The organism is Streptomyces sp. LaPpAH-108 (assembly GCF_000373625.1).
GTDB lineage: Bacteria > Actinomycetota > Actinomycetes > Streptomycetales > Streptomycetaceae > Streptomyces.
Genome location: NZ_KB891987.1, coordinates 209322 through 222788, shown reverse-complemented (window position 1 = coordinate 222788; position 13467 = coordinate 209322). Strand labels below are relative to the sequence as shown.

General features: G+C 66.4%; 8 protein-coding genes. All 8 read right to left on the bottom strand.

Annotation, left to right across the window (positions count from 1 at the left end):
- Window positions 1-122: 122 nt before the first annotated feature.
- Window positions 123-2249: an elongation factor G gene (gene fusA, locus B079_RS0100990; protein ID WP_018543904.1), complete on the bottom strand. Its 2127-nt coding sequence runs from the start codon at window positions 2247-2249 to the stop codon at window positions 123-125.
- 39 nt (window positions 2250-2288) lie between these two features.
- Window positions 2289-2759, bottom strand: a complete 471-nt coding sequence (gene rpsG, locus B079_RS0100985) for a 30S ribosomal protein S7 (RefSeq protein ID WP_003992340.1) — start codon at window positions 2757-2759, stop codon at window positions 2289-2291.
- 2 nt (window positions 2760-2761) lie between these two features.
- Complete coding sequence (gene rpsL, locus B079_RS0100980) at window positions 2762-3133, bottom strand: 30S ribosomal protein S12 (RefSeq protein WP_003948652.1); 372 nt, start codon at window positions 3131-3133, stop codon at window positions 2762-2764.
- 326 nt (window positions 3134-3459) lie between these two features.
- Window positions 3460-3960, bottom strand: a complete 501-nt coding sequence (locus B079_RS0100975; RefSeq protein WP_018543903.1) for a DUF1707 and DUF4190 domain-containing protein — start codon at window positions 3958-3960, stop codon at window positions 3460-3462.
- 185 nt (window positions 3961-4145) lie between these two features.
- On the bottom strand, window positions 4146-8045 hold the full coding sequence (locus tag B079_RS0100970) for a DNA-directed RNA polymerase subunit beta' (RefSeq protein ID WP_018543902.1): 3900 nt from the start codon (window positions 8043-8045) through the stop codon (window positions 4146-4148).
- Between the two features lie 110 nt (window positions 8046-8155).
- A complete protein-coding gene (rpoB, locus tag B079_RS0100965; RefSeq protein WP_018543901.1) occupies window positions 8156-11641 on the bottom strand; it encodes a DNA-directed RNA polymerase subunit beta in 3486 nt (1161 codons plus the stop codon).
- A 572-nt stretch (window positions 11642-12213) separates the two neighbouring features.
- Window positions 12214-12597, bottom strand: coding sequence for a 50S ribosomal protein L7/L12 (rplL, locus tag B079_RS0100960; protein WP_018543900.1), 384 nt, complete (start codon window positions 12595-12597; stop codon window positions 12214-12216).
- A gap of 117 nt (window positions 12598-12714) precedes the next feature.
- A complete protein-coding gene (rplJ, locus tag B079_RS0100955; protein ID WP_018543899.1) occupies window positions 12715-13245 on the bottom strand; it encodes a 50S ribosomal protein L10 in 531 nt (176 codons plus the stop codon).
- Between the last annotated feature and the right edge of the window lie 222 nt (window positions 13246-13467).

Here is a 13467-nt window from a genome sequence, read left to right as displayed (position 1 = left end):
TTCTGGTACGCCTTACTCATCGGCGCCAGGTGATCTTTGCTGGGATGCCGCCCGCCGGGGTGTTTCCGAGTGGTCCGACCCCGGCGGTCGGTGTCAAGCCTAAAGCGTGTAAACGGGGTGCGTTACTCGCCCTTGGCCTTCGCGATGATCTCCTCGGCGACGTTCCGCGGAACCTCGGCGTAGGAGTCGAACTGCATCGAGTAGCTTGCGCGACCCGAGGTCTTGCTGCGGAGGTCTCCGACGTAGCCGAACATCTCCGAGAGGGGCACGAGGCCCTTCACGACGCGGGCACCGGCCCGCTCCTCCATGGCCTGGATCTGGCCACGGCGGGAGTTGATGTCGCCGATGACCTCGCCCATGTAGTCCTCGGGCGTGGTGACCTCGACGGCCATCATCGGCTCGAGGAGCACGGGGGAAGCCTTGCGCGCGGCCTCCTTGAAGGCCTGCGAACCGGCGATCTTGAAGGCGAGCTCGGAGGAGTCGACCTCGTGGTAGCCACCGTCGAGAAGAATGACGCGGACGCCCGTCATCTCGTAACCGGCCAGGATGCCGAACTGCATGGCCTCCTGCGCACCGGCGTCCACCGAAGGGATGTACTCCTTCGGGATACGGCCACCGGTGACCTTGTTCACGAACTCGTACGACGCGTCGCCGCCCTCGATGGGCTCGATCGCGATCTGCACCTTCGCGAACTGACCGGTACCACCGGTCTGCTTCTTGTGGGTGTAGTCGTGACGCTCGACGGCCTTGCGGATCGTCTCGCGGTACGCGACCTGCGGCTTGCCGACGTTGGCCTCGACCTTGAACTCACGGCGCATACGGTCGACCAGCACCTCGAGGTGCAGCTCGCCCATACCACCGATGATGGTCTGGCCGGTCTCCTCGTCCGAGTGAACCTGGAAGGAGGGGTCCTCCTCCGCGAGACGCTGGATGGCGACACCCAGCTTCTCCTGGTCACCCTTGGACTTGGGCTCGATGGCGACCTGGATCACCGGCGCCGGGAAGTCCATGGACTCCAGGATGACCGGGTTCTTGTCGTCGGACAGCGTCTCACCGGTGGTGGTCTGCTTCAGGCCCATGACGGCGACGATGTCACCGGCGCCCACCGAGTCGATCTCCTCACGCTTGTTCGCGTGCATGCGGTAGATCTTGCCGATGCGCTCCTTCTTGCCCTTGACGGAGTTCAGCACCGAGGTGCCGGACTCCAGGCGGCCCGAGTAGACCCGGACGAAGGTGAGCTTGCCCAGGTGCGGGTCGCTCATGATCTTGAACGCGAGCGCGGACAGCGGCTCGTCCTCGGACGGCTTGCGCTTGACGACGACCTCGGGGTCCTTGACGTCGTGGCCCTCGATGGCCTCGACGTCGAGCGGGGTCGGCAGGTAGCGCACGACCGCGTCGAGCAGGGGCTGGACGCCCTTGTTCTTGAACGCGGTACCGCAGAACACCGGGGTGACGGTGGTGCCGTCGGACTTGCCGGACGCGATGGTGATACGACGGATCGCGGCGTACAGCTGCTCCTCGGTGGGCTCCTGGCCCTCCAGGTACAGCTCCATGATCTCTTCGTCGTTCTCCGCGACGGCCTCGACGAGCTTGCCGCGCCACTCCTCGGCAGCCTCGGTGTGGGTGTCCGGGATGTCGACGACGTCGTACATCTCGCCCTTGGCCGCCTCGGCGGACCACACGAGCGCCTTCATGCGGACCAGGTCCACGACGCCCTTGAAGTCGGCCTCGGCACCGATCGGGAGCTGCATGACGAGCGGCTGGGCGCCCAGGCGGTCCGAGATCATGTCCACGCAGCGGTGGAACTCGGCGCCGGTACGGTCCAGCTTGTTGACGAAGCAGATGCGCGGCACGCCGTAACGGTCGGCCTGACGCCACACCGTCTCGGACTGCGGCTCCACACCGGCGACACCGTCGAACACCGTCACGGCGCCGTCGAGCACGCGGAGCGAACGCTCCACCTCGACGGTGAAGTCGACGTGACCCGGGGTGTCGATGATGTTGATGGTGTAGTCACTGCCCTCGAGGGGCCAGTGGCAGGTGGTGGCAGCAGACGTGATCGTGATGCCACGCTCCTGCTCCTGCTCCATCCAGTCCATCGTGGCGGCGCCGTCGTGGACCTCACCGATCTTGTACGACACACCGGTGTAGAACAGGATCCGCTCGGTGGTGGTCGTCTTGCCCGCGTCGATGTGGGCCATGATCCCGATGTTGCGGACCTTGGCCAGGTCAAGTGAAGTGGTAGCCATAAGGCTTCAGTCTTCTCTCGGTCTCGATGTGGGTAGCGACTACCAGCGGTAGTGCGCGAAGGCCTTGTTGGACTCGGCCATCTTGTGCGTGTCCTCGCGCTTCTTGACGGCCGCACCGAGGCCGTTCGAAGCGTCGAGAAGCTCGTTGAGCAGACGCTCGGTCATCGTCTTCTCGCGACGGGCGCGCGAGTAACCGACGAGCCAGCGCAGCGCGAGCGTGTTGGCGCGACCGGGCTTGACCTCGATCGGCACCTGGTACGTCGCACCGCCGACGCGGCGGGACTTGACCTCGAGGGTCGGCTTGATGTTCTCCAGCGCGCGCTTCAGCGTGATGATCGGGTCGTTGCCCGTCTTCTCACGCAGACCCTCCATGGCGCCGTAGACGATGCGCTCGGCGGTGGAGCGCTTGCCGTTCAGCAGCACCTTGTTGATGAGGGAGGTCACCAGAGGAGAACCGTAGACCGGGTCGATGATGACCGGGCGCTTCGGGGCGGGGCCCTTACGAGGCATTCTTACTTCTCCTTCTTGGCGCCGTAGCGGCTGCGGGCCTGCTTGCGGTTCTTGACACCCTGGGTGTCGAGCGAGCCGCGGATGATCTTGTAGCGAACACCCGGCAGGTCCTTCACACGGCCGCCGCGCACGAGCACGATGGAGTGCTCCTGCAGGTTGTGTCCCTCACCCGGAATGTAGGCCGTGACCTCGATGCCGCTGGTCAGACGCACACGCGCGACCTTACGCAGGGCCGAGTTCGGCTTCTTCGGGGTGGTCGTGAACACACGCGTGCAGACGCCGCGACGCTGGGGCGAACCCTCGAGTGCGGGCGTCTTGTTCTTCTCGACCTTGTCCTGCCGGCCCTTACGGACCAGCTGCTGGATCGTAGGCACTACTTCTCCGGTTTCTGTGTGCCGAATGGTGAAGCTAACCTGGAACTTCGCCGACCCACGCGGTCGGGTGTGTCGAATCCGGCCGTCTCCCACCACGAAGGGGAAGAGCGCGGATTGCGATGGCCGGTGACGGCTCGCCGCGCGGTCGAAGGCACGCACGGGAGCCAGGGCACACCCCAGGCACAAGGTATGAGCGTACCTACCGCATGGACTTCGGTCAAAACAAATGCGGGGCACCCGCACGCGACGGACGGAGCATGTCAAGACCCCGGGCCGCCGAAGGGCGCGGATTTCACATGCCGGACACGCGTGGACGCCCGCACAGGTCAGGAGCCGGAGGCGGCGGCCACGATCAGCAGCAGCCAGAACACGGCCCAGCCGGCCGCCGACAGCCAGCCCGTCACGAGCCCGATCAGCGCGAGTCCGTCGCCGTCCTCACCGGTGCGCCGGATCTCGCCGCGCGCGGTGTGCCCAAGCACGATCGCCGGGATGCCGGTGAGCCCGGCGGTCAGCAGGCACAGCAGCCCGCAGACGGCGGCCCCGATCGCCTTGCTGTTGGTCCGCGGTCGCGGGGGCGGCAGAAAGGCCGGCGGGACGGCCCCGAAGGCCGTCTGCTGCGCTGCGGGGCCGTGCGGCAGGTCGGCCACCACCAGCGCCAGTTCGCCCACCGTACGGGCCGCGTAGGCCCGCTCCACCCGCCGGTCGAACTCCCCCTTGTCCAGGCGCCCCTCGCCGTACCCGGCGCGCAGCACGTCCACGGTGCGCTCCCGGTCGGCGTGCGAGGCCAGCAGGAACGAGGGACCACTGCCCGGGACCGGTCCCGGCACACGGCCGTTCCCCTGCCACCACGGTGGATACGACACGGAACACCTCCCGAAACCCCCGGCCGGAGTCTCTCCATGATGCGCCCGATCGCCCCTTCCCGGGCGGAAATGCCCGGACGGAAATGCCCGGACGGCAACGCCGAAGGGCGGCACCCCCCGCAGAGGATGCCGCCCTTCGGACTGCTCGCTTACTGGTTGTACGGACCGTAGTCGTAGTCCTCCAGCGGCACGGCCTGGCCGGAGCCGGCGCCGAACGGCGAGTAGTCGATGTCGTCGTAGCCGACGGCCGAGTACATCGCGGCCTTGGCCTCCTCGGTCGGCTCGACCCGGATGTTGCGGTAGCGGGACAGACCCGTACCGGCCGGGATGAGCTTACCGATGATGACGTTCTCCTTGAGGCCGATGAGGCTGTCGGACTTGGCGTTGATCGCCGCGTCCGTCAGGACCCTCGTCGTCTCCTGGAAGGACGCCGCCGACAGCCAGGACTCCGTGGCCAGCGAGGCCTTGGTGATACCCATGAGCTGCGGACGACCGGAGGCCGGGTGACCGCCCTCCTGGACCACACGACGGTTCTCGGTCTCGAACTTCGACCGCTCGACCAGCTCGCCGGGCAGCAGCTCGGCGTCGCCGGACTCGATGATCGTCACACGGCGGAGCATCTGCCGGATGATGATCTCGATGTGCTTGTCGTGGATCGACACGCCCTGCGAGTTGTAGACCTTCTGGACCTCGCCGACCAGGTGGACCTGGACGGCACGCTGACCCAGGATGCGCAGCACGTCGTGCGGGTTGGTGGCACCCACGGTGAGCTGCTGGCCCACCTCGACGTGCTCGCCGTCGCGGACCAGGACCTTGGCGCGCTTCGAGATCGGGAACGCCGTCTCGTCGCTGCCGTCGTCCGGGGTGACGACGATCTTCTTGGTCTTCTCGGTCTCCTCGATCCGCACGCGGCCGGAGGCCTCGGAGATCGGGGCGACACCCTTCGGGGTACGGGCCTCGAAGAGCTCGACGACACGGGGCAGACCCTGGGTGATGTCGTCACCGGCCACACCACCGGTGTGGAAGGTACGCATCGTCAGCTGGGTACCGGGCTCACCGATGGACTGGGCGGCGATGATGCCGACCGCCTCACCGATGTCGACCAGCTTGCCGGTGGCGAGCGAACGGCCGTAGCACATCGCGCAGGTGCCGACGGCGGACTCGCAGGTCAGGACCGAGCGGGTCTTGACCTCCTCGACACCGTGCTTGACCAGCTCGTCGATGAGGACGTCGCCCAGGTCGGTGTTGGCCGGGGCCAGCACCACACCGTCGACGACGATGTCCTCGGCCAGCGCACGGGCGTACACGCTGGTCTCGACGTTGTCGGCCTTGCGCAGCACACCGTCCGCGCCGCGGTCCGCGATACGGAGCTTGAGACCACGCTCGGTGCCGCAGTCCTCCTCGCGGATGATGACGTCCTGCGAGACGTCCACCAGACGACGGGTCAGGTAACCCGAGTCGGCGGTACGCAGGGCGGTGTCGGCCAGACCCTTACGGGCACCGTGCGTGGAGATGAAGTACTCCAGCACGGACAGGCCCTCACGGAAGGACGCCTTGATCGGACGCGGGATCGTCTCGTTCTTGGCGTTCGACACCAGACCACGCATACCGGCGATCTGCCGCATCTGCATCATGTTTCCTCGGGCACCCGAGTCAACCATCATGAAGATGGGGTTCGTCTTGGGGAAGTTCTCGTTCATCGCCTCGGCGACCTCGTTGGTCGCCTTGGTCCAGATGTTGATGAGCTCCTGAGTGCGCTCTTCCTTGGTGATCAGACCGCGCTCGTACTGCTTCTGGACCTTCTCGTCCTGCGCCTCGTAGCCCTTGACGATCTCCTTCTTCGCCTCGGGAACGACGACGTCGGAGATGGCCACGGTGACACCGGAACGGGTCGCCCAGAAGAAGCCCGCCGCCTTCAGGTTGTCGAGCGTCGCCGCCACGATGACCTTGGGGTAGCGCTCGGCCAGGTCGTTGACGATCTCGGAGAGCTGCTTCTTGCCCACCGAGTAGTCGACGAACGGGTAGTCCTCGGGCAGCAGCTCGTTGAAGAGCGCGCGGCCCAGGGTGGTGCGCAGGCGGAACGAGTCCCCCTGCTGCCACTCGGGCTCGCCCTCCTCGCGCGCCGACGGCGTCCAGCCACGCGGCGGGATGGTGCCCACCGGGAAGCGGATGTCGATCGGCGACTGCAGGGCCAGCTCACCGGCGTCGAACGCCATGATCGCCTCGGCCGTGGAGCCGAACGCGCGGCCCTCGCCCTTGGTGTCACGCAGTTCTCCGTCGGTGGTGAGGAAGAACAGACCGAGGACCATGTCCTGGGTCGGCATCGTCACCGGACGGCCGTCGGCGGGCTTGAGGATGTTGTTCGAGGACAGCATCAGGATGCGGGCCTCGGCCTGCGCCTCCGCGGACAGCGGCAGGTGCACGGCCATCTGGTCACCGTCGAAGTCCGCGTTGAACGCGGTGCAGACGAGCGGGTGGATCTGGATGGCCTTGCCCTCGACCAGCTGCGGCTCGAAGGCCTGGATGCCGAGGCGGTGCAGGGTGGGAGCACGGTTCAGCAGCACCGGGTGCTCGGCGATGACCTCTTCGAGGACGTCGTACACGACGGTGCGACCGCGCTCCACCATGCGCTTGGCGCTCTTGATGTTCTGCGCGTGGTTCAGGTCGACCAGACGCTTCATCACGAACGGCTTGAACAGCTCCAGCGCCATGGCCTTGGGCAGACCGCACTGGTGCAGCTTCAGCTGCGGGCCGACGACGATGACGGAACGCGCCGAGTAGTCGACTCGCTTGCCGAGCAGGTTCTGCCGGAAACGACCCTGCTTGCCCTTCAGCATGTCGCTCAGGGACTTCAGCGGGCGGTTACCGGGACCGGTGACCGGGCGACCACGACGACCGTTGTCGAAGAGGGCGTCAACAGCCTCCTGAAGCATGCGCTTCTCGTTGTTGACGATGATCTCCGGAGCGCCCAGGTCGAGCAGGCGCTTCAGACGGTTGTTGCGGTTGATCACCCGGCGGTACAGGTCGTTCAGGTCGGAGGTCGCGAAGCGGCCACCGTCCAGCTGCACCATCGGACGCAGGTCCGGCGGGATGACCGGCACGCAGTCGAGCACCATGCCCTTGGGGCTGTTGCTGGTCTGCAGGAACGCGGAGACGACCTTGAGGCGCTTGAGCGCACGGGTCTTCTTCTGGCCCTTGCCGGTGCGGATGATCTCGCGGAGGCGCTCGGCCTCCTCCTCCAGGTCGAAGGACTCCAGGCGCTTCTGCAGCGCCGCGGCACCCATCGAGCCGTCGAAGTACGTGCCGAAGCGGTCACGCAGCTCGCGGTAGAGCAGCTCGTCGCCCTCCAGGTCCTGGACCTTGAGGTTCTTGAAGCGGTTCCACACCTCGTCGAGACGGTCGATCTCGCGCTGCGCGCGGTCGCGCAGCTGCTTCATCTCGCGCTCGGCACCCTCGCGCACCTTGCGGCGCACGTCCGCCTTGGCGCCCTCGGCCTCCAGCTCGGCCAGGTCGGTCTCGAGCTTCTTGGCGCGGGCCTCCAGGTCGGAGTCGCGGCGGTTCTCGATCTGCTGACGCTCGACGGAGACATGGGCCTCCAGCGAGGGCAGGTCGCGCTGACGGCGCTCCTCGTCGACGTACGTGATCATGTACGCCGCGAAGTAGATGACCTTCTCGAGGTCCTTCGGAGCGAGGTCGAGCAGGTAGCCCAGGCGCGACGGAACGCCCTTGAAGTACCAGATGTGGGTGACGGGAGCGGCGAGCTCGATGTGGCCCATCCGCTCGCGGCGCACCTTGGCGCGCGTGACCTCGACGCCACAGCGCTCACAGATGATGCCCTTGAAGCGGACACGCTTGTACTTGCCGCAGTAGCACTCCCAGTCCCGGGTCGGACCGAAGATCTTCTCGCAGAAGAGTCCGTCCTTTTCGGGCTTGAGCGTGCGGTAGTTGATGGTCTCCGGCTTCTTGACCTCGCCGTGGCTCCACTGACGGATGTCGTCAGCGGTGGCCAGACCGATCCGGAGCTCGTCGAAGAAGTTGACGTCGAGCACTATGCGTCAATCCCTCTCAGGGTTGTGAGTCATGGGGTCTGAAACGGGGGTCCTGGGGCCGGACGGGGGCTTGGTTCCTTGCGGGACCGAGCCCCCGTACCGGACTCCCGTCAGACCTCTTCGACGCTGCTCGGCTCGCGCCGGGACAGGTCGATACCGAGCTCCTCCGCAGCGCGGAAGACGTCCTCGTCGGTGTCGCGCATCTCGATGGACATGCCGTCCGAGGACAGCACCTCCACGTTGAGGCACAGGGACTGCATCTCCTTGATGAGCACCTTGAAGGACTCGGGGATGCCGGGCTCGGGGATGTTCTCGCCCTTGACGATGGCCTCGTAGACCTTCACGCGGCCGGTGACGTCGTCGGACTTGATGGTCAGCAGCTCCTGGAGGGCGTACGCGGCGCCGTAGGCCTCGAGGGCCCACACCTCCATCTCACCGAAGCGCTGACCACCGAACTGAGCCTTACCACCCAGCGGCTGCTGGGTGATCATCGAGTACGGACCGGTCGAGCGCGCGTGCAGCTTGTCGTCGACCAGGTGGTGCAGCTTGAGGATGTACATGTAGCCGACCGAGATCGGGTCCGGGAACGGCTCACCGCTGCGGCCGTCGAACAGCCGCGCCTTGCCGGTCGGGAGCACCATGCGCTCGCCGTCGCGGTTCGGGATGGTGTGCTGCAGCAGACCCGCCAGCTCGTCCTCGCGGGCACCGTCGAAGACCGGGGTGGCGACGTTGGTGCCGGGGTCGACCTGGTCGGCGCCGATGGCCTGCAGACGCTGGGCCCACTCCTCCGCGAGGCCGGAGACGTCCCAGCCGCGGCTGGCGAGCCAGCCGAGGTGGATCTCCAGGACCTGACCCGGGTTCATTCGGGACGGGACACCCAGCGGGTTGAGGATGATGTCGACCGGGGTGCCGTCCTCCAGGAACGGCATGTCCTCGATCGGGTTGATCTTGGAGATGACACCCTTGTTGCCGTGACGGCCGGCGAGCTTGTCACCGTCGGTGATCTTGCGCTTCTGCGCGACGTAGACGCGGACCAGCTGGTTCACGCCCGGCGGCAGCTCGTCGCCCTCTTCGCGGTCGAAGACGCGGACACCGATGATCTTGCCGGTCTCGCCGTGCGGCACCTTCAGGGAGGTGTCGCGGACCTCGCGGGCCTTCTCACCGAAGATCGCGCGGAGCAGACGCTCCTCGGGGGTCAGCTCGGTCTCACCCTTGGGCGTGACCTTGCCGACGAGGATGTCGCCCGCGGTGACCTCGGCGCCGATGCGGATGATGCCGCGCTCGTCGAGGTCCGCCAGGACCTCCTCGGAGACGTTCGGGATGTCCCGGGTGATCTCCTCGGGGCCGAGCTTGGTGTCACGGGCGTCGACCTCGTGCTCCTCGATGTGGATCGAGGAGAGGACGTCGTCCTGCACGAGGCGCTGCGACAGGATGATCGCGTCCTCGTAGTTGTGACCCTCCCACGGCATGAACGCCACGAGCAGGTTCTTGCCCAGCGCCATCTCGCCGTTCTCGGTGGCCGGACCGTCGGCCAGGACCTGGCCCTCGATGACCCGGTCGCCCTCGTTGACGATGACCTTCTGGTTGACCGAGGTGCCCTGGTTGGAGCGCGAGAACTTGTGCAGGCGGTACGTGATGTACGTGCCGTCGTCGTTGGCGGTCGTGACGTAGTCCGCGGAGACCTCCTGGACCACACCCGCCTTCTCGGCCTTGACCACGTCACCGGCGTCGACGGCGGAGCGGTACTCCATGCCGGTGCCGACGAGCGGGGCCTCGCTCTTGATGAGCGGCACGGCCTGACGCATCATGTTCGCGCCCATGAGGGCACGGTTGGCGTCGTCGTGCTCGAGGAACGGGATCATGGCGGTCGCGACCGACACCATCTGGCGCGGCGAGACGTCCATGTAGTCGACCTCGTCACCGGGGACGTAGTCGACCTCGCCGCCACGACGGCGGACCAGGACGCGGGCCTCTTCGAAGCGCATGTCGTCGTTGAGCGTGGCGTTGGCCTGCGCGATGACGAAGCGGTCCTCCTCGTCCGCGGTCAGGTAGTCCACCTCGTCGGTGACCTGGCCGTCGACGACCTTGCGGTACGGAGTCTCGACGAAACCGAACGCGTTGACCCGGCCGTAGGAGGCGAGCGAGCCGATCAGACCGATGTTCGGGCCTTCGGGCGTCTCGATCGGGCACATGCGGCCGTAGTGCGAGGGGTGCACGTCACGGACCTCGAAGCCGGCCCGCTCACGGGAGAGACCACCCGGACCAAGAGCCGACAGACGGCGCTTGTGGGTGAGACCCGACAGCGGGTTGTTCTGGTCCATGAACTGCGACAGCTGGCTGGTGCCGAAGAACTCCTTGATGGAGGCGACGACCGGCCGGATGTTGATCAGGGTCTGCGGCGTGATCGCCTCGACGTCCTGGGTGGTCATGCGCTCGCGCACGACACGCTCCATACGGGCGAGACCCGTACGGACCTGGTTCTGGATCAGCTCGCCGACGCTGCGCAGACGACGGTTGCCGAAGTGGTCGATGTCATCGGTCTCGACGACGACCGTCTGGCCGTTGTCACCCGTGGTCTCGGTCTCACCGGCGTGCAGCTTCACCAGGTACTTGATCGTCGAGATGACGTCCTCGACGGTCAGGACACCCGCGTCCAGCGGAGCGTCCGCACCCAGCTTCTTGTTGACCTTGTAGCGGCCGACCTTGGCCAGGTCGTAGCGCTTCGGGTTGAAGTACAGGTTCTCCAGCAGCGTCTGCGCGGCCTCGCGCGTGGGCGGCTCGCCCGGACGCAGCTTGCGGTAGATGTCGAGCAGCGCGTCGTCCTGGCCCTGGGTGTGGTCCTTCTCCAGGGTGGCGCGCATCGACTCGTACTCGCCGAACTCCTCGAGGATCTGCTCGGTGGTCCAGCCGAGCGCCTTGAGCAGGACGGTGACCGACTGCTTGCGCTTGCGGTCGATGCGGACACCGACCATGTCGCGCTTGTCGATCTCCATCTCCAGCCAGGCACCCCGGGACGGGATGATCTTGGCCGAGTAGATGTCCTTGTCGGACGTCTTGTCGATGGAGGAGTCGAAGTAGACACCGGGGGAACGGACCAGCTGGGACACCACGACACGCTCGGTGCCGTTGATGACGAAGGTGCCCTTGTTCGTCATGAGCGGGAAGTCGCCCATGAAGACGGTCTGGGACTTGATCTCGCCGGTCTCGTTGTTGGTGAACTCGGCGGTGACGAAGAGCGGAGCGGCGTACGTGAAGTCGCGGTCCTTGCACTCGTCGATGGAGTTCTTCGGCGGCTCGAAGCGGTGGTCGCGGAAGGTCAGCGACATCGACCCGGAGAAGTCCTCGATCGGGGAGATCTCCTCGAAGATCTCCTCCAGACCGGACTTGGTGGGGACGTCCTGACCGTTCTCGAGAGCCTTCTCGACGCGAGCCTTCCAGGCGTCGTTGCCGAGCAGCCAGTCGAAGCTCTCGGTCTGGAGCGCGAGAAGGTTCGGAACCTCGAGGGGCTCCTTGATCTTTGCAAAGGAGATGCGCAGCGGGGCGGTGCTGGCGCCGTTGTTCGTATTCGCGGTCGAGGCAGTGCGCGAGGCGGCCAAGAGGGGGTCCTTCCGAGGGCTCGGACTCACTACGCGCGTACCGGCCCCTCTCCCAGCGCGAAGGACGGAAAACCCCAGGTCAGGGAAGTTCGGCCGTCAGTGCTCGGGTGAGGGCAGACCCCTGGTGACGGGCAGGGGACAGCTAACAGGCAGCGCAAAGGGTCAGTGTAGCCACTTGGCACACTGATGTCCAGTCCGGGTTTCGCAGACCCTTCGTCTTTCTCAACGCCCTCGTCTTCGACGCCCTCGGCATGCTGCCCTCAACGCACGTTGATACTGCCCTCTTCGCCGTCGATCCATGCCTCGGATTCGGATCGTTGTGACGACGCGTCCTGAGAATTGCGCGCTGCGTGCGGTTCGTCAAGGCCCCCCAGCCGGAACGGGGCCGTCCGGAGACACGACGATGATCACCATACCCCTCGCCACCACGAGTGCAAGGCAACCGTGGTCCCCCTCCCAACACGCCGAAGAGCGACCACCCGGATGGATGATCGCTCTTCGGTGCGTTCGCGTTACAGACCCTCTCGGGCCGCAATCAGCGCGCTATGAGGTTCGCTGAACCCCGTGAGGTCTTACTTGACCTCGACGGAGGCACCGGCGCCCTTGAGGGCCTCGGCGGCCTTCTCAGCGGCCTCCTTGTTGACCTTCTCGAGGACCGGCTTCGGGGTGCCGTCGACGAGGTCCTTGGCCTCCTTCAGACCCAGGGAGGTCAGCTCGCGCACGACCTTGATGACCTGGATCTTCTTCTCGCCGGCGCCGGTGAGGACGACGTCGAACTCGTCCTGCTCCTCGGCGGCCTCGGCCGGGGCACCGGCGGCGGCCGGGCCGGCGACGGCGACGGCAGCGGCGGCGGTGACGTCGAACTTGTCCTCGAAGGCCTTCACGAACTCGGAGAGCTCGATGAGGGTCATCTCCTCGAACTGGGCCAGCAGCTCGTCCTGGGTGAGCTTCGCCATGATGGCGGTCCTTCCACTAATTCGGCAGGTGCCGGATGTACTGGGTGAGGCGGGCGTACTTAGGGCCCGCTGCGACCCTCGCCGCGTCAGGCGGCCAGGATCAGAAAGCGAGCCGAATTACTCGGCACCGCCCTGCTCGGCCTGCTTGGCGCGAAGAGCGTCCACGGTGCGGACGAGCTTCGACGGCAGCGCCTGGAAGAGCTGAGCAGCCTGAGACTGCTTGCCCTTGAAGGCACCGGCCAGCTTGCTGAGCAGAACCTCGCGGGACTCGAGGTCCGCAAGCTTCTTGATCTCGTCGGCGGACATCGCCTTGCCATCAAGGACACCGCCCTTGATGACGAGATTCGGGTTGTCCTTGGCGAAGTCACGGAGACCCTTCGCCGACTCCACCGGGTCACCGGTGACGAAGGCGACAGCCGTCGGACCAGCGAAGAGCTGGTCGTCCAGCGTGATCCCGGCCTCGTTGGCCGCAATCTTGGTCAGCGTGTTCTTCACCACGGCGTACTGGGCGTTCTCACCGAGCGACCGGCGCAGCGTCTTGAGCTGCGCCACGGTGAGACCGCGGTACTCGGTCAGCACGGCGGCGTTGGAGCTGCGGAACTTGTCCGTCAGCTCGGCAACCGCGGCAGCCTTGTCGGGCCTCGCCATAGAGCCTCGGCCTCCTTCCGGGTGATTCTGACCGCGCGGACCCGAAGGAGGACTTGTAAAACGAAACGCCCCGGCGCAGGCGCTCGGGGCGGACTCGACCGGCCGCACACGCGTGAGCGCGTCTGCTCCGGGAGTTCTTCCTCAGTCACCTGCGCGGGTCGCCCACTTTTCAGTAGGTCCTTCGGCCACCGGGCGCTCATTACAGCGCACGGCAACGACCAG

What these genes read in the sequence shown, in the direction of transcription:
- rplJ (WP_018543899.1), bottom strand. Translation starts at nt 13,245, where the DNA reads ATGGCGAGGCCCGACAAGGCTGCCGCGGTTGCCGAGCTGACGGACAAG.
- fusA (WP_018543904.1), bottom strand. Translation starts at nt 2,249, where the DNA reads ATGGCTACCACTTCACTTGACCTGGCCAAGGTCCGCAACATCGGGATC.
- rplL (WP_018543900.1), bottom strand. Translation starts at nt 12,597, where the DNA reads ATGGCGAAGCTCACCCAGGACGAGCTGCTGGCCCAGTTCGAGGAGATG.
- rpsG (WP_003992340.1), bottom strand. Translation starts at nt 2,759, where the DNA reads ATGCCTCGTAAGGGCCCCGCCCCGAAGCGCCCGGTCATCATCGACCCG.